Raw genomic sequence first — 25,777 nt, 5'->3', positions numbered from 1 at the left:
ACCGGGCGGACGTGCGCGCGAGGTGCTGACGGGTTCGGAATTTCTGGCGGACGGACAGTAGTCTCCGTCTCTCTGGCCGGTCGATCGAGACCTCGAAAACGGCGTCGGGTCGAGTCGGGCTCGGGAGACGGTCCGGCGGCCGGCACGCCGGACCGGGCGGACGATTCGTCCGAGCGGCGAATCGACGACGTGCGAGCGGCGTCCCCAGTCGCGTACCGGTATCAACGTGAAAAGCGTCGAGTACCGGCACTCGTGCGTTTGGCGTACAGCCTCAAAAGGGCCCCGGTCCGTCGCGGGCGAGCGAACGCGAATCCGGCCAGGATGCCGGTGGACTCGGAGCGTCCATCGGCTCGATCCCGAGCCGAATCGGTCGAGACGCCGGGGCCAGGGGCGGCGGAGCCCTCGTTAGCGTCGCCGGTCCGCGAGTGCGGGGAACGTCTCGCGCACGCGATCCACGCGGCCGGGATCGAGGTCGGCCAGCACGAGGTCCGGCTCGTCGCCCGTCGAGGCGAGCGTCGTCCCCCAGGGGTCGTAGACGGTCGACCGGCCCAGCAGCGTGGCGTCGTCGAACGAGCCCGCGCCGTTGATCGTCGCGACGTAGCACTGATTCTCGATCGCTCGGGTGCGCGAGAGGGTTCGCCAGTGCTCGACGCGGGGGTAGGGCCACGCGCTCGGAACGAGGACGAGCGTCGCGCCCTGGTCGACGAGGTCGCGGTACAGTTCGGGAAATCGCAGGTCGTAACACGTGGTGACGCCGACGGTGAATCCAGCGAGCTCGCAGACGTCGACGGCCTCCCCCGGGACGAGGAGGTCGGATTCGGCGGAGTCGTAGCCGAAGAGGTGGTGTTTGCGATAGACCAGGCGGCGCTCGCCGGTCGCGTCGAAGAGCGCGCTCGTGTTCGCCAGCCCCGAGGCCGCCGGCGTCGGCGCCGACGTCGCCGCTAGATCTTCGACGATCGAGCCGCCGAGAACGGCGATCTCGTGACGGGCGGCTGCGTCGGCGAGCACGCCGAACGTCTCACCCTCGAGCGGCTCGGCCGCCGATTCGTAGGCGTCGAACGCGAAGTAGCCGACCGTGAACAGTTCCGGCAGGCAGACGATGTCGGCCCCGCGATCGGCCGCCCGCCCGACGGCCTCGATCGCGCGCCGGCGATTCGATTCGACGGCGTCGGCCTCGACCTCGAGTTGCGCGAGGGCGATCCGGACCGCGTCCGCCGGAGAGCCAGACGTCGCTTCGGAAGCGGAGTCGGACGTCGGATCGGCCGTCATTCGGCACCACCGCTCGAGACGGCGTCGATCGAGCGAGTCGCCTCCCGCCGGAGGTTGTCGAGTTCGTCGTCGAGCTGTCTGGTGAAGTACCGTTCGACGCCCGGCACTCGCCCGTCGACGACGAACTCGTTGTCGAGGCGGCTGCCGTCCTCGGTCGCCGTAATCTCGTGTCGACCCGTCACCTCGAGCACCGACGACTTGCCGGTGAACTCGACGAATCGCGGCGGGTCACGGGCGAGGTCACGCGTTTCGACGGTCGTCGTCCGGTTCAGGAAGGGGATCGGGAGGCGCACCTGCCAGGTACACCGCCGGTCGTCGGCGGAATCGACCGAGAAGTTCTCGACGACGCTTATCGCGCGCGCCCGATTAGCCGGATCGGCGATGAACGCCCACACCGCCTCCGGCGGAGCGTCGAACTGCATCGTCCGCTCGACCCGTACGGTCATACCGATGCATCGCCGCCGCCAGATAAAAGTCCGACGACCCGCTGGCTTTCTGTCGCGTTCCGAGGACCCTAGCTGAGCGTCACGCGCCACGTCGTCGAGCGCGCGCGGCCCCACTTTTCGATGTCGACGTCCTCGGACTTCTCGGCCAGTTGGGGGAGTCGAGCGCCGACCTGCTTGGCCGAGAGCCCGATCGCGTCCGCGATGTTCTTCGCCCGGAAGTACTGTTCTCCCCGGGCCGCACTCTCGCGGAGGTGCGAGAGGATGCGTTTGTCCTCGTCTGAGTACTGGCTCATCCGTACGCGCTCCTCTACGGCGCGGCGAGTCTTAACTGTTGGCAGGACGGTTCACGGCCTGGAAGCCGATCCGGAGAACGAAAGCGCCGGACGGTCGAGGGCGATCTCACGCCCAGTAACGGTGGGCGGCGACAACCGAGAGACAACCGAACGCGACCGCCGCCGCGAAGCCCCACGCGGCGGTTTCGGCCGGCGCCCCCACGGCCATGACGCCGGCCGAAAGCACCGCGAGCGCCCCGAAAAGTAGCGTCAGTCCAACGCCCCGGTCCGTCGATTCCGTATGCTCGTCCATGCCCGCGGCTCGGGCTGGAACGGTCTTAACTGTGGTTATTCCGGGCGCGGAACCGATCGCACGGCCCGCCGAACCGGTGGCCCGGTCGGCGATTCTCGCTCACAGAATCGTCGTGTGCTCGGAGGGTTCGTTGAGCGCCAGGTTCGCGGCGATCTCGGCGTTTCTGACCGCGTACTGGGCCGTTTGCTCCAGGCTGACGAGGACCTCGCGGACCTGGAGGAGTTCGTCGTTGGCCATCTCCGGTAAGTTCTCGAGGATCTCGCGTTCGTGCGTGGAGATGTCCTCGAAGCTGGTGCGGGCTTCGATAGCCAGGTCGTACTCGCGCTCGACGGCCGCCTCGACCGCGAGCGTCGTGATGTCGTCGACCTCCTCGGTCAGGTCGCGGATTTCGCGCATGACGGCGTTCTCGACCGAGAGGGTGTGGCCCTCGTTCGCCAGGACGATGTCGGCGATGTCCTCGGCGTTGTCGGCGGTGAGTTCGAGGTTCTTCGCGATCGACCGGTAGCCGATCAACGGGAACCCGTCGTCGAGTCCGATCGAGCGCGCCAGCGTCGGGTTGCCGTACGCGGTGAAGATCAACCGGAGCAGCAGGACGAAGATCTTGTTGGCCTGGCGCTCCCGGTTGAGCGCTCGCTGTGCCAGGTCGGGATTGCCGTGTGCGAGCGCCTTGATCGCCTCGCCGCGCATCGTCCGGCCGGTCCGTTCGAGGCGTTCGAGCAGATTGTCGAGGGTGAAGTCCTCGGGATCGACGGAGCAGCGAATGGCGATGCTCTCGGGCGTCTCCTCGACGACGCCCAGCCCCATCAACTGGGTCTCCGCCCGGTAGACGGCGTTGATGATGTCGGAATCGAGCGTCCCGTCGTCGTGTTCGACGTGGATGATCCGACGGCCGAGGACGTACTGGGCCACGATCGCTCGCTCCACGGCGTCGGCGTCCAGCGCGTCGCAGTGGACGATCGCCTTGGGTTCGTCCACCTGGACCGACTCCGGGAGCACCGAGAGCGCGCCGTTGGTCCCCGTCCGGATCGATATCTCGTCGCCCTTCTCGACGTTCTGCGCGCTCGCCCAGTCGGCCGGGAGGGTTATCGCCAGCGTGGAGGGTCCCAGTCGCTGGACTTTTCGCGTTTCCATACCTGGGCATAGGGGAGGTCTCGACCTTAAAGATCACTATAGGCCTAGAATGAAGATCGATATATCTGTACACACACTAGGCAAAACTACAGACGGTGAAATCTTAGCATCCATTCGGTCAGACCCCATGTTACGCCGCCAATCGACAGACGACACCGGAGCGGCATGGACTTTCGAAACGGCAGTTCGTGTCGGTCCAAATACGCATTTCCCCGGCCGTGCCAATCGAACGAACGCATTCGGAGGAGGAGACGAAGCGAGTGATCAACGGCCAGTCGAGTGAAACGGAGGTGCCGAGGAAAAATCGAGGTGCCGCGTGAACGGGGCTATACGGTACCGTCCTGATCGGTCCGCGGTCGCCGCGTGGTCCGAGGTCGGCCGAGGAACGTGCGATCGGGGACCGGGCCGGTGGACCGCGGCTCCGTTCGACCGCGGTCAGGCTAGACGACCTTGACGAGTCGGGTCGTGAACCGGCCCGTGCGGACCTCCATCCACCCGCGAAGCGACGCCGCGAGATCTTCGTCGTCGACGTCGACCCGCAACACGTCGAGCGCGTCGAGTTTCTCGTCGGACGCGACGACATCGATTTCCGCGGCGCGTTCGAGCACCGCCGGCGAGAGCTGGTGATTCCCCCGTCCGAAGACGAATCCCTGCCCGCCGATCGGCGAGACGACCACCGTGGCCGGCTCGCCCATCGTCGAGCGGATGGTGGATTCGTCGGCGTCCCTGGCCAGGAGCGAGCCGCCGCGCCAGACGTCGACGCCCAGCGGCGAGGCGTCGATGCCGAGTTCGGCCTCGATCGCACCCACCGTGCCGCCCGGGCCGAACACGTACGTCCGATCGTCCTCGATATCGCGCGCGTACCCGCTCGCGAGCGTCTCCACCGTACCGCGAGCGAGTTGTTTCCCCGACTGGACCGCCCGCGTGACGGGGACGGGAACGACGGCCTTGAGTTCGGTTCGCACCTCGCCCTGCCGATACGCCTCCTCGTCGATGTCGTTGACTTCCCGGCGTTCGACGTCGTCGAACGAGGCCGCGACCCGGCCCGCGTCGGCGGGCGTGACGCCGAAGACGGCCGAGTAGATCTTCACGCCCGCGGGGACGCCGAGCATCGGCGTCTCGCCCCCGCGTCGATCGAGGACGGTCGCCACGTCGACGGCGGTCCCGTCGCCGCCGACGAAACAGATCAGATCCACCCCCTCGTCGAGGAACGCCTCGACGGCCGCGCGCGTGTCCGCCGCCGTAGTCTCCGAAAGCTCGTCTCCGTCCGGCCGGTAGACGACGGTCGGGTCGCCGCCGGCCGCTCGGATCACGTCGGCGCCCATCGGCGCACCCGCCGTGACGATCACCGACTCCGGCGCCCGATCGAGAAACGCGGCGATCGCCTCGCCCGCCCGATCCGGCGCCCGGGGCTCTGCACCGCGGTCGCGCGCTTCCTCGAACAGGCCGTCGGTCCCCTTCAACCCGACACGACCGCCCATCCCGGCGATCGGATTCACGACGAAACCCAGCCGTAGCATACCGCCGATTCGGCCGGCACGGACAAAAACGGCGCGACTCCGCGCCACGCTCCGCGCGCTCGTCGTCGGCTGCGGCCGAATCGACGGGGATCGAGAGGGGCCCGGCGGGAGCGGTCGAACACGACGGCGACCGTCCAGAACTCGACATCTGAAAGGTTAAGGGCCACCACGCCAGTCGCTCAACCATGCTCGAACACGCGCCCGTCGTCCTCGAAACCGAACCGGCGCTCCCGATGACGCTCACCGGCTGGGGCGTCCTCGCCCTGAGTGTCCTCGTCACCGTCCTCTGGCTCGCCTACGTGTATCGATGATCGGCCGGGCTGTCCGACGGCCCGGCTGCTGATCCATCGGCGTCCGCGAATCGAGCCGATGCGGGCAGAGGCGCGTCTGACCGCCCGCGTGGGATGGCGGATTCGCGCGGTCTCGTCCGGCGGGACGTCGAAACAACGATCGATGGTGTCCGGTACGGACGGCCGTCCGTGATATCCCCGCCTTGTTCGGTCGAACGGTGTCGATCACCGACAACACTCCATTACTATCACGTCGTTTCGCGTTCATATCCTGGAATCGCGGAAGGGATTTTCCGACCGATCAGCTTGAACGAGATTCGATCGAGCCACAAGATTCAACATTGATAATTGGTTAGGTTGGGTATATCGATGTCACGGAGCGAGCGACCGGCGGGCGCCGACGACGAATCGACGGCAATACTCTCGGCACTCGGGAGCAAGTACAGCGCCGAAATCCTGTGTGCGGCGGATACGCCGAAATCCGCCCAGGCGCTGAGCGACGACATCGAGATCCCGATCGCGACGTGTTATCGACGGATCGAGGAACTCGTCGACGCCGGCCTGCTCGAGTGCGAGGGGCGGACGCTCTCGGCGGAGGGCCGCCGGACGAACATCTACCGGCGCACCCTCGACGAGATCGAGGTGGACTTCAGCGACGAGGCGCCCCACTGCTCGAAGAAGCGGCGCACGGAAGCGAAGAACCAGCTTCGCGATCAGATCGCCGAGTAGCCGTCCGACCCCTGACGCTCACGTCGTCGGCCGGTCGACCACTCCGGTAGAAACGCCGAATTGGTCGTCGGCGGCAGGCGAACCCGTCTGCACGCTTCCTCGATCGATCCCGCCCGCGTCAGGGACTCATTTCAGGCGTTCCTGGAGGAAGCACGGGTGAGCCGCGGTGATGCCCTCGACGCCGAGGATCGAGGAGTTGATGAGATCGCCGAGGGCGTCGCCGTCGGGGGCGCGCACCTCCGCGAGGAGCATGTGATCGCCGGTACAACTGTAGAGCGTCTCGACCGCGTCGATCGACTTGAGCTCCTGGGTGGCCTCGATGTAGCGCTCGCTATCGACGTCCATCCCGACCAGCGCGATCAACTGACTCGAGAGCTTCTTCGGGTCGACGTCCGCCGAGTAGCCGACGATCACCCCCTCCGATTCCAGTTCCTCGATGTACTTGCGGACCGTCGGCTTCGAGACATCGGCCCGCTCGGCGATCTCGGCGTAGGAGGCCTGCGCGTCGGCCTCCAGGACGTCGAGAATCCGCTCTCGCGTCGACTGGCTGCTCATGTCGTACGATTTTGCTCCAGCGGAAAAATATCTTTTGTATCGGAAACCGTCACTCGCGCATAGAAAATTACCGACCGGAAGCGAACGGGAGTATCGCGTTCGGCGGTCTCCGGGTCGGTCCCCGTCGAGTACGTCCCGCGTACGGGCGGTCGCATCGGGACGGTATCGATCCGAGAGCGGGCGATACGGACGGGATCACGTCCGTTCCGAGCGGGTCGGGACGGCGTCGATCGGGACGTTTATTCGGCCGGCCTCCCGAGTCCGAGCGATGGTAGCGGTACACTGGCTCAGCGGCGCCGTCTGGGTCCTCGGCGGGCTCGCGATGGGCGGCCTGGGCTACCTCATCGCCGTTCGCGGCCGGGTCGACCTCCACAGCGATTTCGACGAAGCGGCCGATATCGATCGCGACGCCGCCGGCCGGCGCGTCGGAACGGTGGCGCTGTTGATGGGCGTCGTGACGGCGGCCTACGGGCTCCGGGAGATGCTATTCGGCTTCGACGCGACGCTGCTCGGTGGGTTGCTCGTCGTGCTGCTCGCCCTGAGTTACCTCACCAAATTGCTGGCCCGCGGCTGGACGCCGAGCGACGGTTACCGATAGAAGGCGTCGCGATGGATTTCAGTCACGCAGCGGAACCAGCCAGTGCAGTTACGCGCCGGCGAACCCACCGAGCGCCCGCAAACCCAGGGCCGGTCGAAGCGGTCCGTTACGTGTGCCGGTCGAGCAGGTCGTAGCTGCGCTCCCACTCTGCGTCCTCGTCGAAGTAGCGCTCGGCGATCGGCTCGTCGGGAAGCTCGCCGACGTTGCGCTTTTCCTCCTGGTAGGACGGGCGGTCCTCGTCGACGTAGTAGCGGCCGGTGAGGACGGTGCCCTCGTAGAGGGCGCTCTCGGTCTCGTACATCATGTCGGCGGCCTCGCGCCGGTCGGTGATGTCGAAGTCGTAGTCCTCGGACTCCTGGACGTCGACGTAGGGCACGTACTGGCGGGCGTCCTTGTTCCAGGTGGGACACTGGGTCAGGAAGTCCACGTGGGAGAAGCCGTCGTGCTCCATGGCCTCGACGAGGATCTCCTTGGCCTGGTTCGGGTTGACCGCCGCCGTGCGGGCGATGTAACTCGCGCCCGAGGTCAGTCCCATCGAGAGCGGGCGGAGCGGATCCTTCGCGCTCCCTGACGGCTGGGTCTTGGACTTGTGACCCTTCGGGCTCGTCGGCGAGGTCTGGCCCTTCGTCAGGCCGAAGACCTCGTTGTTGAACACGATGTAGGTCATGTCGTGATTCTCCCGGGCGCTGTGGATGAAGTGGTTGCCGCCGATGCCGTAGCCGTCGCCGTCGCCGCCCGCGGCGATCACTTCGAGGTCGGGGTTGGCCAGCTTCGCCGCGCGGGCGACCGGCAGCGAGCGGCCGTGGATGGTGTGGAAGCCGTAGGAGTCGAGGTAGCTGTTGAGCTTGCCCGAACAGCCGATGCCGGTGACGCAGAGGACCTCCTCCGGGTTCCGGCCGACCTCGGGCAGCGCCTGTTTCAGCGCCTTGAGGACGCTGAAGTCGCCGCAGCCCGGACACCAGGTCGGTTGTGGTTCGACGCCGGGCGTGTAGTCGTCGCCCGATACCTCGCGTTCGTCGCCGATCGCGTTGAATGCACTCATTGTCAGTCACCTGCCGCCGGTTCGATGCGAACCTGGGCGCTGGGTTCGGCCGCGCCGCCGTCGAGGTTGACCTCGTAGCCCTCGACGATCTCGGCGGGCTCGAACGGGTTGCCGTTGTACTTCAGCAGGCTGGTGAGCTTCTCGCCGAAGCGGCCGAGCTCCTTCTGGATCAGCCCGCGGAACTGTGCGGTGGCGTTCATCTCGACCACCATCGCCTCGTCGACGCTCTCGATGAATTCGACGAGTTCGTCCTCCGCCAGCGGCATCATGTCCGAGACGCCGATGGCCTTGACCGAGTGGCCCGCGTCGTTCAGCCGGGAAACGGCCTCGAAGACGGCGCCCTGGCTCGATCCCCAGGTGACGATGCCGTAGTCGGCGTCGTCGGGGCCGACGTAGGTCTGGTTCGTCTCGCCCTCGTCCAGGTCCTCGCGGATGTGCTCGAGCTTCTCGAGGCGTCGGTCCATCTGCAGGACGCGGTTGTCGGGGTCCTCGCTGATGTGGCCGACCGGCGTGTGCTCGTTGCCGGTCGCGAGGTAGCGGCCGCCTTTCTGGCCGGGAATCGACCGTTTGCTGACGCCGCGTTCGTTGTCACCGTAGCCGAATCGCTCGAACTTGCCGGAGGCGTCGTGTGCGGCCTCCTTCAGCTCCTCCTCGGTCAGCGTCGAGCCGAGGTCCGGCGCGGGCTCGCGGTCGAAGAACTCGACGTCGACGTTGGAGTTCTCGCCCGAGAGCTTCTGGTCGTAGACGATGATCGTCGGGATCTGGTAGTCGTAGGCGATCTCGAAGGCCGTCCGGGTCTGCTCGTAGGCCTCCGCGACGTTCCCGGGCGCGAAGACGACGCGCGAGGAGTCGCCCTGGCTCGTGTAGAGAACGTGTTCGAGGTCGCCCTGTTCGGGCTTCGTCGGCATCCCCGTCGAGGGACCGGCCCGCATCGCCTCGAGGAGGACGATCGGCGTCTCGGTCATCTCCGCGAGGCCGAGCGGTTCGCTCATCAGCGCGAAGCCGCCGCCCGAGGAGCCAGACATGGCCTTCGCGCCGGCGTGGCTCGCGCCGACGGCGAGTGCGGCCGCCGCGATCTCGTCCTCGACCTGCTCCGCGACGCCGCCCATGTCGGGGAAGTTCTGGCTCAGAATGGTGAAGACGTCCGTCCACGGCGTCATCGGGTAGCCGGAGATGAAGCGGCAGCCGGCGTCGATGGCGCCGTACGCGATGGCGTTCGAGCCCGACAGCAGCGCCTGCTCGGTCTCGTGCTCGCCCTCGGGAATCCGCAGGTCGTGATTAGTCTCCATCTCGTCGACCATGTCGTGGGCCTCCCGGAGGATCTCCATGTTGGCCTCGAAGACGTCGCCCGACATGGCGTCGTCCATCAGGTCCTCGATGTGCTCGAGTTCCATGCCCAGCAGGCCGGCCGTGATGCCGACCCCGGCGGTGTTGCGCATGACCTCGCGGCCGTGTTCCTTCGCGAGCCCGCGGAGGTCGACCGGGTAGACGTGCCAGCCGTTCTCCTCGGCGCGCTCCTCGAGGTCGATCTCGGCGACGTCCTCGGCGTCGAGCAGGCCCTCGTCGTAGACGATGATCCCGCCCTCGCGGAGGTCGTCCAGGTTCTCCGAGAGCGGCTTGAGTTCCTCGTTACCGTAGTAGGCCTCTTCCTGGGGGTTTCGCGCGAACGAGTCGCCGAGCGCGAGCAGGAAGTTGTACCCGTCACCGCGTGACTGTACCTCGTGGCCCGCCGCCCGGATCTCGACGTAGGTGTGTCCGCCACGGATCCGCGAAGGATAGTGGCGATGGGTGAAGACGTCGAGCCCGGAGCGCATCAGGGCCGTCGCGAAGTTCTGGCTCGTCGAGTCGATCCCGTCGCCGGAACCGCCCGCGATTCGCCAGATGAGTTCGTCGTTGGTCATAGTTCGAAAGTATCTGTGGCCTCGTTGGCTCCGTAGGCGAAATTTGCGACAGACGGCCTAAAGCCTTTGCTATCCATTATCACGGATTTATCGTGAAGAATGATAGACCGGGATGAAATATCCGCGAGGCGAGCGATGAGAGGGGTCCGTCGGCCGGCGTCGCTCGATCGGTGGCAGCGCTCCAGCCGTCCGGTGCAGTAGCGTTCACCGGCCGAGAGGGACGCTCATCGGTCGGAACGTAACTAGAAGAGTAATGTATCGAGGGTGACTACGAACGGTAGTGACAGTTCCCCCGCCGACCCCCATCACAGTGCTGTCCGAGACCGATCCGGTTTTCGTGGCCTACGTCGCCGTGTTCGGCCTGGCCGCCCTGGCCTGTTTCGCCAGTCTCGCCCCCCTCGGACGGATCGACGACAGAGACACCCGGCGCGGGCTGGTCGGCCTGATCGGGTTGAGCGGCGGCTGGGCCGCCTCCCAGGTCGGATTCCTGGCCGCGCCGTGGACGACGGTCAAACTCGGCAGTTACGTCGTCGGGCTGGTTCTCGGGTTCGCGGCGGTTGTCGCCTGGCTCTACTTCTGTTCGGCCTACACGGGGCGCAGCTACCACCGCGAGCGCGCCTACCGTCGCGTCGCGGCCGGGCTGTTCGTCGCCGTAATCGGCCTCAAGCTGACGAACCCGCTCCACCAGGGGTACTTCTCGGCCGTCGAAGCGTCGACGCCGTTTCCCCACCTCTCGATGCAGACGGGCTCGCTCCACTGGACGGCGATGGGGCTGGCGTACGCCCTCTCGTTCGTCGGCTTCTTCATGCTGTTCGAGCACTTCGTCGCCGTCGACTTCGACACGCGGCCCCTGCTGGTACTCGCGGGCCTCACGGGGCTCCCGGTCGTCTTCGACCTGGTCGGATACGCGACGCCGTACCTCATCGACATGACGTACGAACCGCTCGGCGTCGCGCTCTTCGCGGTGGGCGTCGGCTACGTCCACCTGGAGCGCTTCGAGCTCGTCCGTCTGGCCGCCGAGCGCGAGTCGCCGATCGTCTCGCTCGATAGCGTCGACCGGATCCGCGACACGAATCGTGCCGCGCGCGACCTGTTTCCGGCGCTCGCGGACGGCCGGGGCGATCCGTTCGAAACCGTCCTTCCCGCGGTCGCCGACGCACTCGCGACCGACGATCCCATCCTCGAGACGGCAATCGACGGACAGAAACGCTACCTCAGGGTGACGGCGACGCCGCTCGGAACCGCGACGGCCGGGCTCGGTCGCACGATCGTCTTCACGGACGTCACGGAACGGGAGCGCTATCGGCGAGAACTCGAACGACAGAACGACCGCCTGGAGCGCTTTGCCGGTATGGTCAGTCACGACCTGCGAAATCCGCTCACTGTCGCCCAGGGAAACGTCGAACTCGCGAGGGAGGGAGCGGACGCGGCGGCGGCCGTCGACGAGATCGAAGCCGCCCTCGATCGGATGGACGCCCTCATCGAGGACGTGCTGGCACTCGCCAGGCAGGGCCAGCCGATCGACGACCCCGAACCGGTCGCGCTGTCGGTGCTCGTCCGCGATAGCTGGCAGATGGTCGACTCGACCCAGGCGTCGCTCTCGGTCGACGGGGACATCGAGTTCGAGGGCGACAAGAGCCGACTGACCCAGCTCCTCGAGAACCTGTTTCGGAACGCGATCGACCACGGCGGGAGGACCGTCTCGGTCACCGTCGGCGTCCTCGCGGATGGGGACGGCTTTTACGTCGCGGACGACGGCCCCGGCATTCCCGAAGCGGAACGCGAGACGGTGTTCGAACAGGGCTACACCACCGACGCGAACGGCACGGGATTCGGTCTCGCGATCGTCGCGGAGGTCGTCGAGGCCCACGGCTGGACGATTCGCGCGACCGAGAGCGCAACCGGTGGCGCGCGGTTCGAGGTGTCGGCGATCGACTCCGCGCGAGCGACCGACCGGGCAGAGCCTGCGGTCGGGTAACTCGAAGGCGGCGATCGGATACGGACGACGTGCCGCCGAGCGGTGGACGGTCAGTTCGACTCGTTCCGGGGGTTACTCGGGTGATACTCGGTATCGTACTCGCCCGGCCGATCGTCGACGCGGTCGGGGTTGATGCGACCCGCGAGCAGCATGAAATCGACGAGCGTCAGGGCCAGCATCGCCTCGACGACCGGCACGCCGCGAGGCGGCAGGACGGGGTCGTGCCGACCGATGACCTGCGCGTCCTCGATCACCTCGCCGGTCTCCCAGTCGACCGTCTGCTGTTCGGACGGGATCGACGTCGGCGCGTGCAGCGTCACCTCGCCGTAGATCGGCTCGCCCGAGGAGATGCCGCCCTGGATCCCGCCGTGATCGTTTTCGGCGGGCTGTGGGTTTCCGTCGGCGTCGAACTCCCACTCGTCGTTTCGCTCGGTTCCCGCGTACTCGCGGGCCTCGCGTCCGAGGCCGAACTCGAACGCCGTGGCCGCCGGCACGGCCATCATCGCCTGGCCGAGCCTGGCCGAGAGGGAGTCGAATCGCGGTGCGCCGAGCCCGACCGGAACCCCGCGGGCCTCGAAGTAGATGCCGCCGCCGATCGAATCGCCCTCGCGCTGGTACGCCTCGATCAGGTCCTGCATTTTCTCGGCCGTGTCGGGGTCCGCACAGCGCACGTCCGTGTCGTCGGCGTGGTCCTGGATCCGCTCGAAGGAAACCGCCGGCGCCTCGACGTCGCCGATCTGGCAGACGTGGGCGGCGATCTCGACGCCCTCCCGGGAGAGGAGTTTCTTCGCGATCGCCCCCGCGGCGACCCAGTTGACCGTCTCGCGCGCGGAGGACCGACCGCCGCCGCCCCAGTTGCGCGTGCCGAACTTCGCGGAGTAGGTGAAGTCGCCGTGAGAGGGCCGCGGCGCGGTGATGAACGGCTCGTACTTGCCCGATCGGGCGTCCTTGTTCTCGATGGAGAGTCCGATCGGGGTCCCCGTGGTGTAGCCGTCCTGGATCCCCGACTCGATCGAGACCGCGTCGGGTTCGCCGCGACTCGTCGTGATCTTCGACTGGCCGGGCTTGCGACGATCGAGTTCGCGCTGGATGTCGTCTTCGGAGAGTTCGAGCCCCGCCGGACAGCCCGAGACGGTACAGCCCATCGACGGTCCGTGGCTCTCCCCGTAGGTCGTCACCTGGAAGAGGCGACCGAAGCGGTTGCCGTTCATTGGCGTCGCCTCCGCGGCCGCGACACTTAGCGGTGGGGTTTCTGGCGAATGTGGACGCGAGGGAGCCGGCGGGGTAGCAGCCGTCACTGTCGGCTGGTTCGAACGAACGTCACCGGGTGCGTCGGTGGTGGCAACGAACATGCCGCGGGAACGATCGAGAGTCCCACCGGTCGACCGTCTCGACCGGTATTGGTTCCGCGGTGAGAGGGCGGTTACGTACGATGTGCGGCGGCGTTCGAACGGCGTCCACTCGCGCGGCGACCGCGATCGCAGTTCGTCGCCGGGTCCGAAATCGACGGAGGCGAAAAGCGATGTATGACCGGCGCGCTCGCGCGGATCGTCGGTACCGTTCCCGGCGTGAGAGACCGCGATCGATACCGCTGACCGAGTTGCTCGCCTCGAACGGCCGGGGGCGGCTCGTTAGAGTAATGATTAAAACATATATTCGAATATTATCGCGAACAGTAATTTTATTAGTCCGGTAAGTAACATACAGATGTAATGTCAGATCGGTTGATGCAAGGTGGCGAAGGGGTCGACAGACGGACGGCGCTTCGAGTGCTCACAGGAACGGGGCTCGGGCTCTCTATCGGCGGTCGGGCAGTTGCCGACAGGTCGAACGACGATGGCGAAGCGACACTGGACGAAGAACCGTCCCGGTCGTCGACCGTCTAGGTGTACGACCAGTCGCTGTATCGGATCACGGGGCACCCGTACTTGCTCGCTCTCTCCGACGAGGCGATCGACCGGCACTTCGGAGCGTCGTCGATCGACGGGCGAGCGTACGAAACCGGCCGCCGCTACGTCGAGAACCTGCGGGCGCGGTACCCGGTCGAGGTCGTCGAGACGGGGGCGGAGAAACGCGTCGAGTTGAGCGAACGGGGGCGCCGGAATCTGGAAATCGACCGTCGGAGCGGAGCATCGATCGTGGCATCCAGGGCCGAAAGCGAGGACCGTCCGGCCCCGTCGGACGGCGGGGTTCCGGCCGTCCAGTCGGATCGCGATCGCGCCGCGTTGGACACGTCGATGGACGTCTTCGGTGGACGGTCCGCTGCGGGCCCTGACGGCGACGCAGACCCGCAGTGGACACACGATCACCACGTCGATCTCCTCGACGATGCCAGAGACGACGTCGGTTCGTCGGCGTCCTTCGCCGACTGGGCGAAAGAGCCCGACGAGTTCAGCGACTGGGCCAACGGCGAACTCGGCCTCGGCGACGGTCGGCTGGAGATTCCGGTCTATCCGGCGGTCGCGCCCGGGAAGGAGTGGCTCGAGGACGCGCTCGGCACGGCGATCTCCGCCGCGATCGACGTCGTTCTCAATAACTACACGCAGTACTACGACCCGAATCCCATCACGATCCCCGTTCCCTCCGTCTCGGACATCGAGATCGGGAACGTCGGCATGGCGCCGGAAGCCTGCGCCCACTTCTACGACAAAGCGGCACAGTCCAGTAGTTCCTACTGGACCCGGAGATACACGGCCTGGGCCTCGCACTACCTGCAGGACATGGCCGTCCCCTTGCACACCGGGATGGCGATCGAGCAGGCCGGCCTCGTCCCGGAGTTCACCTTCGAATTAGCGGACGGCTATCGGATCACGCTCGACGTCGACTGCTCCGTGTCACCGAAGGTGTGGCTTCACCACGGGTTCGAGCAACTGGTGCATAACCGCTACGAGAGCGAGTTCCGGGAGTGGTTTCGGGGGACGGAGACGCGACCCGTTCACAGTCCCGAGTCCGCGATCGAGGAGGTGGCACGGGTGAGTCACGCGTACTCGAACGACGTCTTCCACACGATCATGGAAAACGAGACCGCCGGGCAGGACGATCCGGAGAAGTGGTCGGATACGACCCGAGCCGTCGTGACCGAAGACCTCCATCGCTGCTTCGACCGGTGTGGCAAACTCCACCGACAACTGTTGCTCGATCAGGGTTTCGGTGACCTGCCACCCGGTCTCTGACAGCGGGCGATCGATCCGGCCCCGGTCGGTACCGGACCGACGAAATCCGCGGGATCGACAGCGGTGGTATTGGCGCGACTCGGTGCGGTGTCCTCACCGAATAACCCGATCGCGTCTCGAGCGAGTCGATCCCGGTTCCATCGGTGGGCTAGCCGAAACGAGGCGACGAGTGCATCCGGGCAGTAAGAGCGTCGCGGCGCGAATCGGGACGCACGTTTGAAGCGGCAGACGCTCACTCGTTCGTCGGCAGCTCGCGCTGCACCGGATCGCCGACGACTCGGGCTTCGAGGTCGAGCAACCGACGCTTCGTCTCGACGCCGCCGTTCGCGGAGTAACCGCGGAGTCCGCCGTCGCCCGCCACGACGCGATGGCAGGGGACGAGTATCGGGACGGGGTTCCGACCGCAGGCCTGGCCGACGGCGACGGGCGCGGTATCGAGGGTGGCCGCGAGGTCGCCGTACGTCCGCGTCTCGCCGTAGGGGATCTCCGTCATCGCCGCCATCACCTCGCCCAGAAAGCCGTCCGGAAGTTCTATCTCGAGATCGAATCGCCGTCGGTCGCCGCGGGCATACTCGCTCACCTGCCGGCGGATGGCAACCGGGGGCGCGTCGACCAGCGCCTCGTCGATCTCGAACGTCGTACTACGGCCATCGACGTCGGTTTGGACGTGCATACTCCGTTACGTCACCACGTCAGCCCTTCGTAGACGTCTAGCCGGTCGCGATCGACGTCGATTCGGCGGCCGTCGACGAGAATCCGCCGATCCATCGCCTCGACCGGCAGGTCGTCGTACTCGGGCCAGGCGGTCGCGACGACGGCGCCGTCCGCACCGTCGAGTGCACTCTCGACGGTCGCTGCAAAGGTAAGCGGGCCCGGTCCGGACTCGTCGCCGTGCTCGGCGTAGTACTCGCGGACGGTCCCGATCGCGACGGGATCGTGGGCGACGACGTCGGCGCCGCGCTCGCGAAGTCGATCGATCACGATCAGCGCGCGGGACTTCCGGATGTCGTCGGTGTGGGGCTTGAACGATAAACCGAGGACGGCGACCGTCGCACCGTCGAGATCGACGTGGTCGGCGAGCAGCGAGACGAGCCGGTTCGGCTGGCCGTCGTTGACCGAGACGACGGCGTCGAGCAGTTCCGGATCGTAGCCCTGCTCGCGCGCCCCGGCCCGGATCGCGTTGACGTCCTTCGGAAAACAGGATCCACCCCAGCCAAGCCCCGATCGCGTGAAGCGCTCGGAGATGCGATCGTCGAGGCCCACCGCATCGAGCACCTCGTAGGCGTCCGCGTCGTAGGCCTTCGCGATGTTACCCAGTTCGTTGACCAGCGAGACCTTCGAGGCGAGGAAGGCGTTGTTGGCGTACTTGATGAGTTCGGCCGAGCGGACGTCCGTCTCGACGTAGTCCGTCCCCTCGCGGTCGAGGATGGGGGCGTAGAGCTCTCGCAGCGTGGCCGACGCGTCCTCGCTCGTCGCGCCGACGACGACCTTGTCGGGCTCCTGAAAGTCGGCCACCGCGGTCCCCATCCGGAGGAACTCGGGGTTCATCACGAGTTCGAGGTCCTCGCCGATCGTCATCCCGGACGCGTCGGCCACGATCGGGCCGACGACGTCCTCGGTGGTTCCCGGCAGGACCGTGCTCTTGACGACGACGAGGTGCTCGGATCCGGCGGATTCGCCGGCCGCCCCGTCGCCACTCGCTTCGGACCGGCCTTCGGCCAGCGCCTCGCCAAGCGATTCGCTCGCCGCACGCATCGGTCCGAGGTCTAGACTTCCGTCCTCGTTCTGCGGCGTCGGGAGACAGAGCAGCGTGAGTTCCGTGTCCGTGACGGCGTCGTAGTCAGTCGTCGCACGGAGGCGACCGCCGGCGTGTTCCTCGATCAGCGGCGCCAGGCCGGGTTCGTGGATCGGGGACTCGCCCGCGTTGATCGCTTCGACGATTTCGTCGTCGATGTCGACGTTGACGACCTCGTGGCCCATATCGGCGAGGCAGGCCGCGACGGTCGTCCCGACGTAGCCGCTGCCGACGATGGAGACGTACATGGACGGGGGGACGATGCGCTGGGGTTAGAGGTTTGTGGGTTTCGGTCGACCCTGAGCAAGTGTATCCTGCGAACTGGAGCCCGCCCACTGATCGAAACGGGATGTTCGGTCACTATCTGTATCGACTCGACGTCAGTACTCGTTCCAGTCTACAGCGGTGACGTCTTCGATGCGCTGGAAGTGAGAGACGTTTGCTGTCAGCACAGGCAGCTGTTCGACCCGTGCAGTAGCACCGATATATACGTCGTGAAGGTCGTTCAGAGATCGTCCCTGCTCTTTGAGCGTCGCGATGATATCGGCTGCCGCGACCGCCACCGGGCGCGAAACGTCGACGAGTTCGAACCGCGAGAGCAACCGATCGAGCTTCGTTATTCGGTTCTCCAAATCGGAATCCGACAGGTGAACACCGAGTCGGAGTTCCGTTACAGTCACGGTACTAACCGCATGTGGACCTTCGTCGTCTAGCTTCTCCACTTGGCGTTCGATCTCACTGCCGCCCCGGTCGATATCGACGAGGACAGACGTGTCACAGATTTTCATCGTCCAACCTCGATCGGGTTCCGCGACTCAGCCGTTCGATTTCGTCGGACGCCGCAGATATGGCCTCGTGATCGAGGGCTCCGGCTCCCACGACATCGGACAGTCGTCCCCCATCTTCGAGCCTGTCTTCGATTACTTCGCTGAAACTTCTGTCCCCTTTTTCGCGTTTCAGTCGCTCGTAGACGTCGTCGGAAATGGCGATGTTCTTGCTCACGAATTTGGTATAGGTACCCATACGAAAAAACGTTCTCCCCGAAACCGACGGGTGCCGACCAGAGTCAGTGTTTGCATGGGATGAGGCCATCGGGTTACTGCGACGCCCGTGGTCCGGTACTCTCCGCCATGAATGGAACGAAATGGTTCCCCACCGCGAAGCCAAATTCGTCGGCGACGAGTAGGATCGTGCCTCACTCGGAAACAGAATCACGGCCAAAATTACGAGCGTCGACGCGGAGTTTCCGATCGGTCCGCTCGAGTTGCAGATCGCGTACAAGCTTTATCTCGGCACGCCAAAAGGTTCTGAAGACGCCGTCCATCTCTAATCTACTGGATGACCCCTTCGCACCTCGGCGCTCGAACGCTGGGGGAAGAAACTCGACGTTCAAGAAAACGATGAGCGATTCGAGCGCGCGTGACTCCCTCAAGGAAAAACACGAGCGGAACCGGCAACAACGCATCGTCGCCATCAAGCGATGGGTCGAATACATCGAAACCCACGACGCCGACGAGTGGGGTGAACAGCAGAACCCACTGATCGACTCACAGCTCGAATCCGCCCGACAGTCCGACATCAGCGTCGAACATCGCCGACGCGTGGCGAAAGCCGGTCGCGACTGTTCGAAATAGTGCAATAGGTCAGTACGTGCACCTCACTCCGCCGCTTCAGCCGGCTCGGCCTCCTCGAGAATCAACTCCTCGGCGCGGTCGCGATCCTCCGGGTAGCCGACGTCGACGCGCCAGCCGTCAAGCCGGAGGGCGTCGATGGTTCGTCCGGACTGGATGAGCAGGTCGATGGCGTCCGGGAGTTCGTACTCGCCGCGGTCGGAGGGCTGGACGAGGTGGCAGGCGTGGAAGATCGCGGGCGTGAAGGTGTAGAACCCGGTCATGACGAGGTTCGACGGCGGATCGTCCGGTTTCTCCACGACCTCGACGACCTCGCCGTACTCGTTCGTGTCGAGCACGCCGTATCGGGAGGCCTCCTCCCACGGCACCTCCTCGACGAGGAAGGCGGCGTCGGCGCGGTCCTCCTGCTGGCGGTTGACGACGTCGCCGAGGTTGCCCCGGAAGACGTTGTCGCCGAGCATCAGCATGAAGTCGTCGTCGACGTGCGGTTCGGCCTGGAGGATGGCGTGGGCCAGCCCCAGCTGCTCGCGCTGGTGGGCGTAGGTGATGGGGACGCCGCGGTACTCGTCGTCGTAGCGCTCGATGATCTGCTCTTTGAGGTGGCCGACGACGACGACGAGTTCCGTCGCGCCGATGGCGATGAGGTTGTCGAAGACGTCCTCGACGATGGGCTTCCCGTCGATTTCGACGAGGGCTTTGGGGGTGTCCTCGGTCAGGGGTTCGAGCCGAGTCCCCTTCCCGGCCGCGAGCACGACAGCTTGCATGACGTTCGACTGGAACGTCGACCCTCATATCTCTTCGGGGTTGGGACGGCTGTACGGTCGGGCTACGTGCGGACGGACTCCACGGCGGGAGCGCGGGAGCGGCTCTCCAAGGTGAGAGGAAACGGCGCGCGCTTCGTCGGTGGACGGTCGCTGGCGGCGACTCTAGTCGACGGCTTCGCTGGCGGACTCGACGAGGTCGCGCGCCGCGTCGAAGACCTCCCTCGCACGGGATTCCGCCCTCGCCTGGGCGGTGACGCGGACGAGCGGCTGGGTCCCGCTGGCGCGGACGAGGTACCAGGCGTCGCCCAGGTCCACGCGGAGTCCGTCGCGATCGTCGGTCGACTCGACCGGTCCCGGCCCGGCCCCGTCGGCGATCCGGGCGGAAAGTTCCTGCATGACCGCGCCTTTCGCGTCGGTCCCGACGGCCGTCCGGTGGATCGGGTACGACGGAATCTCCGCGGCGAGGCTGGACAGCGGACCGTCTCGCGAGACCAGGCCGGCGAGGCGACAGGCCGCCAGTGGCCCGTCCGGACACGGCGTCTCGTCGGGCCAGATCCACGCGCCCGAGGGCTCGCCACCGAAGACGACGGCCGGGTCCGCCGCGCGTTCGGCGACGTAACCGTCCCCCACGCGCGTTCGGGTGAGTGCGGCACCGACGTCGTCCAGCGCGTCGTCGACGGCCAGGCTCGTGTTGACCGGCGCCGCGACGAGCGGCCCGTCGGCGGCCCGATCCTCCTGCCGCCGTCCCGCTTCGGCCGATCGCTCCACGGCGTCCCGGCCGAACAGCGCGAGGAGGACGTCCCCGTCGAGCGCCGTTCCGTCCTCGGTGACGGCGAGCAGCCGATCGGCGTCGCCGTCGTGGGCCACGCCCAGATCGGCGTCGGTCGCCGCCACGACGTCGGTGAGCGTCCGGCAGTTCTCGGGAGTCGGTTCGCTCGGACGGGCGGGAAACCGACCGTCGGGAAGCGCGTTCAGCGTCTCGACGTGACAGCCCAGCTCGCGGAGGGCGCGGGCGGCAATGGCGCCGGTGCCGTTGCCGACGTCGACCACGACCGACGGCGGGTCGTCGATCGCTACGGCGTCGACGATCGCCTCGACGTGTCGATCCGTCGCGTCGGGCCACTCCCTGATCGACCCGATCCCGGCCCAGTCGGTGAGGTGATAGTTCTCCGCATCGATCCGCCGCTCGATCGCGTCGAGGCGATCGCGGTCGAGCGCCTTGCCCGTCTCGTCCCAGAGCTTGATGCCGTTGTCGGCCGGCGGGTTGTGCGAGGCGGTGATCGCCACGCCGCGGTCGGCCTCGCGCCAGGGGACGCTCCGCGCGATCGTCGGCGTCGTCGCCACGCCGACGTCGATCACGTCCGTCCCGGACTCGCGAAGGCCGGCGGTGAGCGCGTCCGCGAGGGGTTCGCCGCTCTCCCGGGCGTCGCGTCCGACGACGACGCGGTCGGCCTCGGCGCCGACGGCGCGACCGATCGAGAGCGCCAGCTCGGCCGTGACCGCCTCGCCGACGGGACCGCGAACGCCGCTGGTTCCGAAGAGTGACATACGAGAGCCTCTGCGACGGGCGGTCGAAAACGTTGGGGTCGATCGTCGTCAGTGAGAGCGGTCGGATCGGTTGACTGTACTCGCGACGATGACAAACAGTGCTGTCCAGCCCAACACGAAGCGGGTGCGAACCTCGTCCCTATCGATCGCGTGTGACCGACTCGCCGGGTTTCGTCGTCGCGCCCGTCGAGAGCGTCACGCCGGCGTTGATGTTGGTATCGATTCCCGTCTTGGCCTCGTCGCCGAGGACGACGCCGAACTTCCGGCGGCCGGTCGAGACGCGCTCGCCCTTGACGGTGAGTTCGACGGATTCGTCGTCGTGGCGGAGGTTCGCCACCACCGTCCCTGCACCGAAGTTGACGTCGCGCCCGAGGACCGAGTCGCCGACGTACGAGAGGTGATTCACCGCGGCGCCGGCCATCAGGACGCTGTTTTTCACCTCGACGGCGTGGCCGACGCTCGCGTTCTCGCCGACGAGCGTCGTCCCGCGAACGTAGGCGTTCGGGCCGACGGTCGCACCCGATCGGATCAGCGCCGGTCCCTCGATCGTGACGCCCTCGCGGACCGTCGCGCCCGCCTCGACCACGACGGGTCCCTCGATCGTCGCGTCGTCGCTCACCGTCCCCGCGAACGATCGATCGGTGCCCGCGAAGTGGACCTCCTCCGCACCTGCGCCATCGCGTTCGGCGTCTGCCGCCGCTTCGACGAGCGACGCGATCTTCCACTCGTTGGCTTCGAGCAGTTCCCACGGTCGACCCACGTCGAGCCAGCGCGAGAGGGTGACGGGGCGCACGTCGACGTGGTCGATGGTGCGTTCGAGGACGTCGGTGAGCTCGTGCTCGCCGCGCTCGCTCTCGGGGACGTCGAGCCACTCGAGCGCGGCCGCGGGGAAGTGGTACGCTCCGGCGTTGATGCGATTCGACGGCGGGTCGGTCGGCTTCTCGACGATCCCGGTGACGACGCCGTCCTCGACGTCGAGGACGCCGTACTGGGTCGGGTCGTCGACGCGAACGCTGCAGATCGCCGGTCCGCCGTCGTAGAGCGGGGCGAGATCGCCGTCCGCGAACAGCGCGTCGCCGTTGAGGACGACGAAGGGCTCGGCCGCGAGCGCCGGCGCGGCGGTCCTGACCGCGTCGGCCGTCCCCGCCTGGGCCTCCTGGTGAACGTACTCGATCGGCACGCCCCCGTACGTCTCCCCGAAGTAGTCGACGATCGGGTCGGACTCGTAGCCGACCACGAGGACGATCCGCGTGGCGCCGGCCGCGATCGCGGCGTCGACGGTGTGGGCGACCAGCGGCCGGTCCGCGACGGGGAGCATCGGCTTCGGGCGACGATCGGTCAACGGCCGCATTCGGGTACCCTGACCGGCGGCGAGGACGACGGTTTGCATGTCCGTGCCGTTCGTTGCGAATCCAATAGACCTTGCGACCCGCTTCGCTCGCCGAGTATCGCTGGGGTCGCCGATCCGCGGGAGACGGCGGCGCCGAGAGCATCCCACCTCGTCGATCGGTCCGATCGAGGCTCGCGCGTCGGTAATGAGTCCCTACGCTCGGACGACGGAATGTGCCCCACGCCCGGACGACGGGGATGAAGGCAGCAATGGTCTACCACGATACCGATCCGCACCAGCCGCGCTATTCGAGTCAATGCGACTGCTCGGTAGCGCGCTATTCGATCGACTCCCGAAACCTTCGCAGTCGCGGTCCACCGCCGATCCGTCCAGCCACCTTGAAGTAGTCCTGGACCGAACTGCGGGTATGTCCGTCTCCCCCATCCCCGCGGTCGTGCTGGCTGCGGGCGAAGGTCGGCGGCTCGCGCCGCTGACCCACCGCCGCCCGAAGCCGATGCTCCCCGTGGCCAACCGGCCGCTGCTCGAGTACGTCGTCTCGGCGCTGGTCGAGGCCGGCGTCGATCGGATCGTCCTCGTCGTCGGTCACCGTCAGGAGCGCATCCGGACGCACTTTCGCGACGGCGACGACTGGGACGTTCGCATCGAGTACGTCGAGCAGTCGACCCGCCTGGGAACCGCCCACGCCGTCGCCCAGGTCGAGCCCGTCGTCGACGGTCCGTTCCTCGTGTTAAACGGCGACCGGATCGTCGATCCGGCCCTGATCGCGGACGTCCGCGATCGCCTGCTCGAATCCGGCTCGCCGGTCGTCAGCGTGACGCCGTCGAAACAGCCGACACGGTACGGCGTCGTCGAACTCGACGACGGCCGCGTCGTCTCGATCCAGGAGAAACCCCACGACGTCGGCGACTCGGCGCTGATCAACGCCGGCGTCTACGGCTTCGGCGGCGACGTCTTCGAGGCGATCAGGGAGACGCCGCAGGAAGGCGGCGAACTCGCCATCACCACGACGCTCGCGTCCTACGCCGACGCCGACGGAATCTCGGCGGTCGAGTACCGCGGCACGTGGCTGGACGTGACCCACCTCTGGGACCTGCTGTACGTCACCGAGGCGACGATCGACGGCGGCCGGACCGCCGAGACGGCGAGCGTCCACGACCGGGCGAGCGTCGCTGCCGACGTCGTCCTCGGCGAGAACGTTCGCGTCGACGCGAACGCGACCGTCGGCGGCGCGACGGCGCTGGGCGCGAACGTCACGATCGGCGCCAACGCGGTCGTCTCGAACGCGGTCGTCCTCCCGGACGCGGTGATCGAACCCGGCGCCGTCGTGAACGAGGCCATCGTCGGCGAGAGCGCCCACGTCGGCGCGAACGCGACCATCGCCGGCGGCGAGACGAGCGTGATCGTCGACGACACCGTCCACGAGGGCGTCGATTTCGGCGGCGTGATCGGCGATACGGCCCGCCTCGGCGGCGGCGTCACCGTCGTACCGGGCGCGATCGTCGGCGACGGCGCCACGGTCGAGGACGGCGCCAGCGTCGCCGGACGGCTCGAGACCGACGCGGTCGTCCGGAGGGGGTAACGATGTGTGGCATCTTCGGCTACGTCGGCGACGAATCGGCCGGGCCGATCGTCTACCGCGGGCTCGAAACCCTCGAATATCGGGGCTACGACTCGGCCGGCATCGCCCTCCGCGAACCCGACGAAGCCGCGCTGTCGATCGCGAAGCGGGCTGGCGACGTGAGCGCGCTCTCGGTGCCCGAGTCCGAGACCTCGACCTGCGCGATCGGACACACGCGCTGGTCGACCCACGGCCCGCCGACCGACGCCAACGCACATCCCCACACCGACTGCCGGGACGAGCTCGCCGTCGTCCACAACGGGATCGTGGAGAATCACGAGGCGCTGGCCGGCGAGCTGGCCGACCACGAGTTTACGAGCGAGACCGACACCGAAGTGATCCCGCACCTGCTCGAGACGAATCTCGATGCCGAAGGCGGGCGGCGGGCCGACGGCGGCGACCTCGCCACGAAGCGCTCGAAGCGGGCGGCGCGTTCGAGTGACGACGTCGACACCGCGACGCTCCGGCGCGCGGTCGAGTCGGTGACCGACCGCCTCGACGGGAGCTACGCGGTGTCCGCGTTACACCGGGACGCGGACTGCATCGTCGCGACCAGATCGGAGAGTCCGCTGGTGATCGGCCACGGGGAGTCGGCGTCGTACCTCGCGAGCGACGTCCCCGCGCTTGTCGAGCACACCCGCGAGGTGACCTACCTCGAGGACGGTGACGTCGCCGTGCTCGAAGCCGGCGACGTGCGCGTCTATCGCGACGGCGTCGAGATCGAACCCGAGGTCCAGCGGATCGACTGGGACGCCGACGCCGCGCAGAAGGGCGGCTACGAGCACTTCATGCGAAAGGAGATCCACGAACAGCCCTCGGCGCTGCGCCAGACGCTCGCCAGTCGGGTCGACGTCCCCGGCGGGACGGCCTCGCTCGACCTCGACCTCCCGGAGTCGTTTCTCGACTCGCTGGAGGAAGTCCAGTTCCTCGCGATGGGGACGTCCTACTACGCCGGCTGCTACGCCGCGACGCTGTTCGAGGAGCTGGCCGACGTTCGGGCGACGCCGATCATGGCGAGCGAGTACGGCTACACCGGCGGTCGCGATCCGGCGGAGACGCTCTCGGTCGCGGTGACCCAGAGCGGAGAGACGGCCGACACGCTGTCGGCGCTCCGCGAGGCCGACGCCGCGGGGGCGCGCACGCTCGGGGTGACGAACACGCTCGGCAGTTCCGTCACGCGCGAGGCCGACGACGCGCTGTTCATCCGCGCCGGACCGGAGATCGGCGTCGCCGCGACGAAGACGTTCGCCTCGCAGGTGACCACGCTCGCCCTGCTGGCCGTCGCCGTCGGGCGGGCCCGCGGGACGCTCTCGGCCGCGAGCGCTCGCGAGCACCTCGAGGCCCTGACGTCGCTCCCCGGCGCGATCCAGCAGGTCCTCGACGAGGAGGGCCAAGTCGAGGAGACGGCCCGCGCGTACGCCGACTCGGACGCGTTCTTCTTCGTCGGCCGCCGGTACGGCCACCCGGTCGCCCTCGAGGGCGCGCTGAAGCTCAAGGAGATCGCCTACGACCACGCCGAGGGCTTCGCCGCGGGCGAACTCAAGCACGGTCCGCTGGCGCTCGTCACCGAGGAGACGCCGGTGCTGGCCGTGCTGACCGACGGGTCGAACCCCCGCGAGACGCTGAACAACGTCGCGGAGGTCCAGGCCCGCGGCGCGCCGGCGATCGGCGTCACGGGCGGCGGGCTCGACGCCGGCACGCTCGATACGACCTTCGAGGTGCCGGACGCGGGCATCTTCGAGCCGCTGGTCGCGAACGTCTACTTCCAGCTGTTCGCCTACCACGTCGCCGACGCGAAGGGCCGGTCGATCGACAAGCCGCGGAACCTGGCGAAAAGTGTCACGGTGGAGTGA

The 25,777-nt window shown here is 67.3% G+C and carries 26 protein-coding genes; 9 read left to right on the top strand and 17 right to left on the bottom strand.

Annotation, left to right across the window (positions count from 1 at the left end; all coding sequences use genetic code 11):
- Window positions 1-405: 405 nt before the first annotated feature.
- The 6 genes from MXA07_RS07950 to MXA07_RS07925 all read right to left on the bottom strand — a co-directional run bounded on the left by MXA07_RS07950 (window position 406) and on the right by MXA07_RS07925 (window position 4,951).
- Entirely contained in the window at window positions 406-1,269 is an 864-nt protein-coding gene (locus MXA07_RS07950; protein WP_247731508.1) for a carbon-nitrogen family hydrolase, read from the bottom strand.
- Window positions 1,266-1,715 (bottom strand): SRPBCC family protein, encoded by a 450-nt coding sequence (locus MXA07_RS07945; protein WP_247731507.1) that lies wholly within the window; start codon window positions 1,713-1,715, stop codon window positions 1,266-1,268. Before MXA07_RS07945 ends, MXA07_RS07950 begins: the two co-directional genes overlap by 4 nt.
- A 68-nt stretch (window positions 1,716-1,783) precedes the next feature.
- Window positions 1,784-2,008 (bottom strand): DUF7123 family protein, encoded by a 225-nt coding sequence (locus tag MXA07_RS07940; RefSeq protein ID WP_247731506.1) that lies wholly within the window; start codon window positions 2,006-2,008, stop codon window positions 1,784-1,786.
- A 106-nt stretch (window positions 2,009-2,114) separates the two neighbouring features.
- Complete coding sequence (locus MXA07_RS07935; protein ID WP_247731505.1) at window positions 2,115-2,300, bottom strand: DUF7525 family protein; 186 nt, start codon at window positions 2,298-2,300, stop codon at window positions 2,115-2,117.
- 99 nt (window positions 2,301-2,399) lie between these two features.
- Window positions 2,400-3,431: a phosphate signaling complex PhoU family protein gene (locus tag MXA07_RS07930; RefSeq protein ID WP_247731504.1), complete on the bottom strand. Its 1,032-nt coding sequence runs from the start codon at window positions 3,429-3,431 to the stop codon at window positions 2,400-2,402.
- 440 nt (window positions 3,432-3,871) lie between these two features.
- Window positions 3,872-4,951 (bottom strand): ATP-NAD kinase family protein, encoded by a 1,080-nt coding sequence (locus MXA07_RS07925; protein WP_247731503.1) that lies wholly within the window; start codon window positions 4,949-4,951, stop codon window positions 3,872-3,874.
- A gap of 185 nt (window positions 4,952-5,136) precedes the next feature.
- Between MXA07_RS07925 and MXA07_RS18180 the strand changes: the two genes are divergently transcribed.
- A complete protein-coding gene (locus MXA07_RS18180; protein ID WP_282102547.1) occupies window positions 5,137-5,262 on the top strand; it encodes a hypothetical protein in 126 nt (41 codons plus the stop codon).
- Window positions 5,263-5,610: 348 nt separating this feature from the next.
- Window positions 5,611-5,970, top strand: coding sequence for a winged helix-turn-helix domain-containing protein (locus MXA07_RS07920; RefSeq protein WP_247731502.1), 360 nt, complete (start codon window positions 5,611-5,613; stop codon window positions 5,968-5,970).
- A gap of 126 nt (window positions 5,971-6,096) precedes the next feature.
- Here MXA07_RS07920 and lrpA1 read toward each other — a convergent pair whose 3' ends face one another.
- Complete coding sequence (lrpA1, locus tag MXA07_RS07915; RefSeq protein WP_247731501.1) at window positions 6,097-6,525, bottom strand: HTH-type transcriptional regulator LrpA1; 429 nt, start codon at window positions 6,523-6,525, stop codon at window positions 6,097-6,099.
- Between the two features lie 268 nt (window positions 6,526-6,793).
- Here lrpA1 and MXA07_RS07910 point away from each other — a divergent pair, with 268 nt between their 5' ends.
- Window positions 6,794-7,123 carry a hypothetical protein gene (locus tag MXA07_RS07910; RefSeq protein WP_247731500.1) on the top strand — a complete coding sequence of 110 codons (330 nt, stop codon included), beginning with the start codon at window positions 6,794-6,796 and terminating at the stop codon, window positions 7,121-7,123.
- A 106-nt stretch (window positions 7,124-7,229) separates the two neighbouring features.
- Here MXA07_RS07910 and MXA07_RS07905 read toward each other — a convergent pair whose 3' ends face one another.
- Both MXA07_RS07905 and MXA07_RS07900 read right to left on the bottom strand, forming a co-directional pair.
- Window positions 7,230-8,165, bottom strand: a complete 936-nt coding sequence (locus MXA07_RS07905) for a thiamine pyrophosphate-dependent enzyme (protein WP_247731499.1) — start codon at window positions 8,163-8,165, stop codon at window positions 7,230-7,232.
- A 2-nt stretch (window positions 8,166-8,167) separates the two neighbouring features.
- Window positions 8,168-10,066, bottom strand: a complete 1,899-nt coding sequence (locus tag MXA07_RS07900) for a 2-oxoacid:acceptor oxidoreductase subunit alpha (RefSeq protein ID WP_247731498.1) — start codon at window positions 10,064-10,066, stop codon at window positions 8,168-8,170.
- Window positions 10,067-10,346: 280 nt separating this feature from the next.
- On the opposite strand from MXA07_RS07900, the gene MXA07_RS07895 reads away from it, so the two are divergent.
- Entirely contained in the window at window positions 10,347-12,044 is a 1,698-nt protein-coding gene (locus MXA07_RS07895) for a sensor histidine kinase (RefSeq protein WP_247731497.1), read from the top strand.
- 50 nt (window positions 12,045-12,094) lie between these two features.
- Here the strand turns inward: MXA07_RS07895 and aroC are convergent, their stop codons facing one another.
- Entirely contained in the window at window positions 12,095-13,255 is a 1,161-nt protein-coding gene (gene aroC / locus MXA07_RS07890) for a chorismate synthase (RefSeq protein WP_247731496.1), read from the bottom strand.
- A 501-nt stretch (window positions 13,256-13,756) separates the two neighbouring features.
- On the opposite strand from aroC, the gene MXA07_RS07885 reads away from it, so the two are divergent.
- Complete coding sequence (locus MXA07_RS07885) at window positions 13,757-13,930, top strand: hypothetical protein (RefSeq protein ID WP_247731495.1); 174 nt, start codon at window positions 13,757-13,759, stop codon at window positions 13,928-13,930.
- Window positions 13,931-15,217 (top strand): phospholipase C/P1 nuclease family protein, encoded by a 1,287-nt coding sequence (locus MXA07_RS07880; protein WP_247731494.1) that lies wholly within the window; start codon window positions 13,931-13,933, stop codon window positions 15,215-15,217. It begins immediately after the preceding gene.
- 232 nt (window positions 15,218-15,449) lie between these two features.
- Here MXA07_RS07880 and MXA07_RS07875 read toward each other — a convergent pair whose 3' ends face one another.
- The 4 genes from MXA07_RS07875 to MXA07_RS07860 all read right to left on the bottom strand — a co-directional run bounded on the left by MXA07_RS07875 (window position 15,450) and on the right by MXA07_RS07860 (window position 18,014).
- Window positions 15,450-15,890, bottom strand: a complete 441-nt coding sequence (locus MXA07_RS07875; protein WP_247731493.1) for a methylated-DNA--[protein]-cysteine S-methyltransferase — start codon at window positions 15,888-15,890, stop codon at window positions 15,450-15,452.
- A gap of 11 nt (window positions 15,891-15,901) precedes the next feature.
- Window positions 15,902-17,260 (bottom strand): UDP-glucose dehydrogenase family protein, encoded by a 1,359-nt coding sequence (locus MXA07_RS07870; RefSeq protein ID WP_247731492.1) that lies wholly within the window; start codon window positions 17,258-17,260, stop codon window positions 15,902-15,904.
- A 132-nt stretch (window positions 17,261-17,392) separates the two neighbouring features.
- The gene (locus tag MXA07_RS07865) at window positions 17,393-17,800 is read right to left on the bottom strand and encodes a type II toxin-antitoxin system VapC family toxin (protein ID WP_247731491.1); all 408 of its coding nucleotides are present in this window, start codon (window positions 17,798-17,800) and stop codon (window positions 17,393-17,395) included.
- Complete coding sequence (locus tag MXA07_RS07860; protein ID WP_247731490.1) at window positions 17,787-18,014, bottom strand: antitoxin VapB family protein; 228 nt, start codon at window positions 18,012-18,014, stop codon at window positions 17,787-17,789. The genes MXA07_RS07865 and MXA07_RS07860 overlap by 14 nt, the downstream gene beginning before the upstream one ends.
- 398 nt (window positions 18,015-18,412) lie before the next feature.
- Between MXA07_RS07860 and MXA07_RS07855 the strand changes: the two genes are divergently transcribed.
- A complete protein-coding gene (locus MXA07_RS07855; RefSeq protein WP_247731489.1) occupies window positions 18,413-18,646 on the top strand; it encodes a DUF8150 family protein in 234 nt (77 codons plus the stop codon).
- Between the two features lie 23 nt (window positions 18,647-18,669).
- On the opposite strand, the gene aglF is transcribed toward MXA07_RS07855, so the two are convergent.
- From aglF to glmU, 3 genes are all read right to left on the bottom strand, one after another.
- Window positions 18,670-19,407: a UTP--glucose-1-phosphate uridylyltransferase AglF gene (gene aglF / locus MXA07_RS07850; RefSeq protein WP_247731488.1), complete on the bottom strand. Its 738-nt coding sequence runs from the start codon at window positions 19,405-19,407 to the stop codon at window positions 18,670-18,672.
- Between the two features lie 162 nt (window positions 19,408-19,569).
- Window positions 19,570-20,955, bottom strand: a complete 1,386-nt coding sequence (gene glmM, locus MXA07_RS07845) for a phosphoglucosamine mutase (RefSeq protein ID WP_247731487.1) — start codon at window positions 20,953-20,955, stop codon at window positions 19,570-19,572.
- A 139-nt stretch (window positions 20,956-21,094) separates the two neighbouring features.
- Entirely contained in the window at window positions 21,095-22,345 is a 1,251-nt protein-coding gene (glmU, locus tag MXA07_RS07840) for a bifunctional sugar-1-phosphate nucleotidylyltransferase/acetyltransferase (RefSeq protein ID WP_247731486.1), read from the bottom strand.
- Window positions 22,346-22,712: 367 nt separating this feature from the next.
- Between glmU and MXA07_RS07835 the strand changes: the two genes are divergently transcribed.
- Together MXA07_RS07835 and glmS are read left to right on the top strand one after the other, a co-directional pair.
- Window positions 22,713-23,885 carry a sugar phosphate nucleotidyltransferase gene (locus MXA07_RS07835; protein WP_247731485.1) on the top strand — a complete coding sequence of 391 codons (1,173 nt, stop codon included), beginning with the start codon at window positions 22,713-22,715 and terminating at the stop codon, window positions 23,883-23,885.
- 2 nt (window positions 23,886-23,887) lie between these two features.
- Window positions 23,888-25,777 (top strand): glutamine--fructose-6-phosphate transaminase (isomerizing), encoded by a 1,890-nt coding sequence (gene glmS, locus MXA07_RS07830; protein WP_247731484.1) that lies wholly within the window; start codon window positions 23,888-23,890, stop codon window positions 25,775-25,777.

The sequence above is a fragment of the Halovivax limisalsi genome (assembly GCF_023093535.1).
GTDB classification, from domain to species: domain Archaea; phylum Halobacteriota; class Halobacteria; order Halobacteriales; family Natrialbaceae; genus Halovivax; species Halovivax limisalsi.
Note: the sequence above shows the minus strand (reverse complement) of the source record. Positions and strands in the feature narration are given on the sequence as shown.

Bases quoted from the DNA above. Each gene is read 5' to 3' on its own strand.
- MXA07_RS07950 (WP_247731508.1), bottom strand. From the start codon at position 1,269: ATGACGGCCGATCCGACGTCCGACTCCGCTTCCGAAGCGACGTCTGGC.
- MXA07_RS07945 (WP_247731507.1), bottom strand. From the start codon at position 1,715: ATGACCGTACGGGTCGAGCGGACGATGCAGTTCGACGCTCCGCCGGAG.
- MXA07_RS07940 (WP_247731506.1), bottom strand. From the start codon at position 2,008: ATGAGCCAGTACTCAGACGAGGACAAACGCATCCTCTCGCACCTCCGC.
- MXA07_RS07935 (WP_247731505.1), bottom strand. From the start codon at position 2,300: ATGGACGAGCATACGGAATCGACGGACCGGGGCGTTGGACTGACGCTA.
- MXA07_RS07930 (WP_247731504.1), bottom strand. From the start codon at position 3,431: ATGGAAACGCGAAAAGTCCAGCGACTGGGACCCTCCACGCTGGCGATA.
- MXA07_RS07925 (WP_247731503.1), bottom strand. From the start codon at position 4,951: ATGCTACGGCTGGGTTTCGTCGTGAATCCGATCGCCGGGATGGGCGGT.
- MXA07_RS18180 (WP_282102547.1), top strand. From the start codon at position 5,137: ATGCTCGAACACGCGCCCGTCGTCCTCGAAACCGAACCGGCGCTCCCG.
- MXA07_RS07920 (WP_247731502.1), top strand. From the start codon at position 5,611: ATGTCACGGAGCGAGCGACCGGCGGGCGCCGACGACGAATCGACGGCA.
- lrpA1 (WP_247731501.1), bottom strand. From the start codon at position 6,525: ATGAGCAGCCAGTCGACGCGAGAGCGGATTCTCGACGTCCTGGAGGCC.
- MXA07_RS07910 (WP_247731500.1), top strand. From the start codon at position 6,794: ATGGTAGCGGTACACTGGCTCAGCGGCGCCGTCTGGGTCCTCGGCGGG.
- MXA07_RS07905 (WP_247731499.1), bottom strand. From the start codon at position 8,165: ATGAGTGCATTCAACGCGATCGGCGACGAACGCGAGGTATCGGGCGAC.
- MXA07_RS07900 (WP_247731498.1), bottom strand. From the start codon at position 10,066: ATGACCAACGACGAACTCATCTGGCGAATCGCGGGCGGTTCCGGCGAC.
- aroC (WP_247731496.1), bottom strand. From the start codon at position 13,255: ATGAACGGCAACCGCTTCGGTCGCCTCTTCCAGGTGACGACCTACGGG.
- MXA07_RS07885 (WP_247731495.1), top strand. From the start codon at position 13,757: ATGTCAGATCGGTTGATGCAAGGTGGCGAAGGGGTCGACAGACGGACG.
- MXA07_RS07875 (WP_247731493.1), bottom strand. From the start codon at position 15,890: ATGCACGTCCAAACCGACGTCGATGGCCGTAGTACGACGTTCGAGATC.
- MXA07_RS07870 (WP_247731492.1), bottom strand. From the start codon at position 17,260: ATGTACGTCTCCATCGTCGGCAGCGGCTACGTCGGGACGACCGTCGCG.
- MXA07_RS07865 (WP_247731491.1), bottom strand. From the start codon at position 17,800: ATGAAAATCTGTGACACGTCTGTCCTCGTCGATATCGACCGGGGCGGC.
- MXA07_RS07855 (WP_247731489.1), top strand. From the start codon at position 18,413: ATGAGCGATTCGAGCGCGCGTGACTCCCTCAAGGAAAAACACGAGCGG.
- aglF (WP_247731488.1), bottom strand. From the start codon at position 19,407: ATGCAAGCTGTCGTGCTCGCGGCCGGGAAGGGGACTCGGCTCGAACCC.
- glmM (WP_247731487.1), bottom strand. From the start codon at position 20,955: ATGTCACTCTTCGGAACCAGCGGCGTTCGCGGTCCCGTCGGCGAGGCG.
- glmU (WP_247731486.1), bottom strand. From the start codon at position 22,345: ATGCAAACCGTCGTCCTCGCCGCCGGTCAGGGTACCCGAATGCGGCCG.
- MXA07_RS07835 (WP_247731485.1), top strand. From the start codon at position 22,713: ATGTCCGTCTCCCCCATCCCCGCGGTCGTGCTGGCTGCGGGCGAAGGT.
- glmS (WP_247731484.1), top strand. From the start codon at position 23,888: ATGTGTGGCATCTTCGGCTACGTCGGCGACGAATCGGCCGGGCCGATC.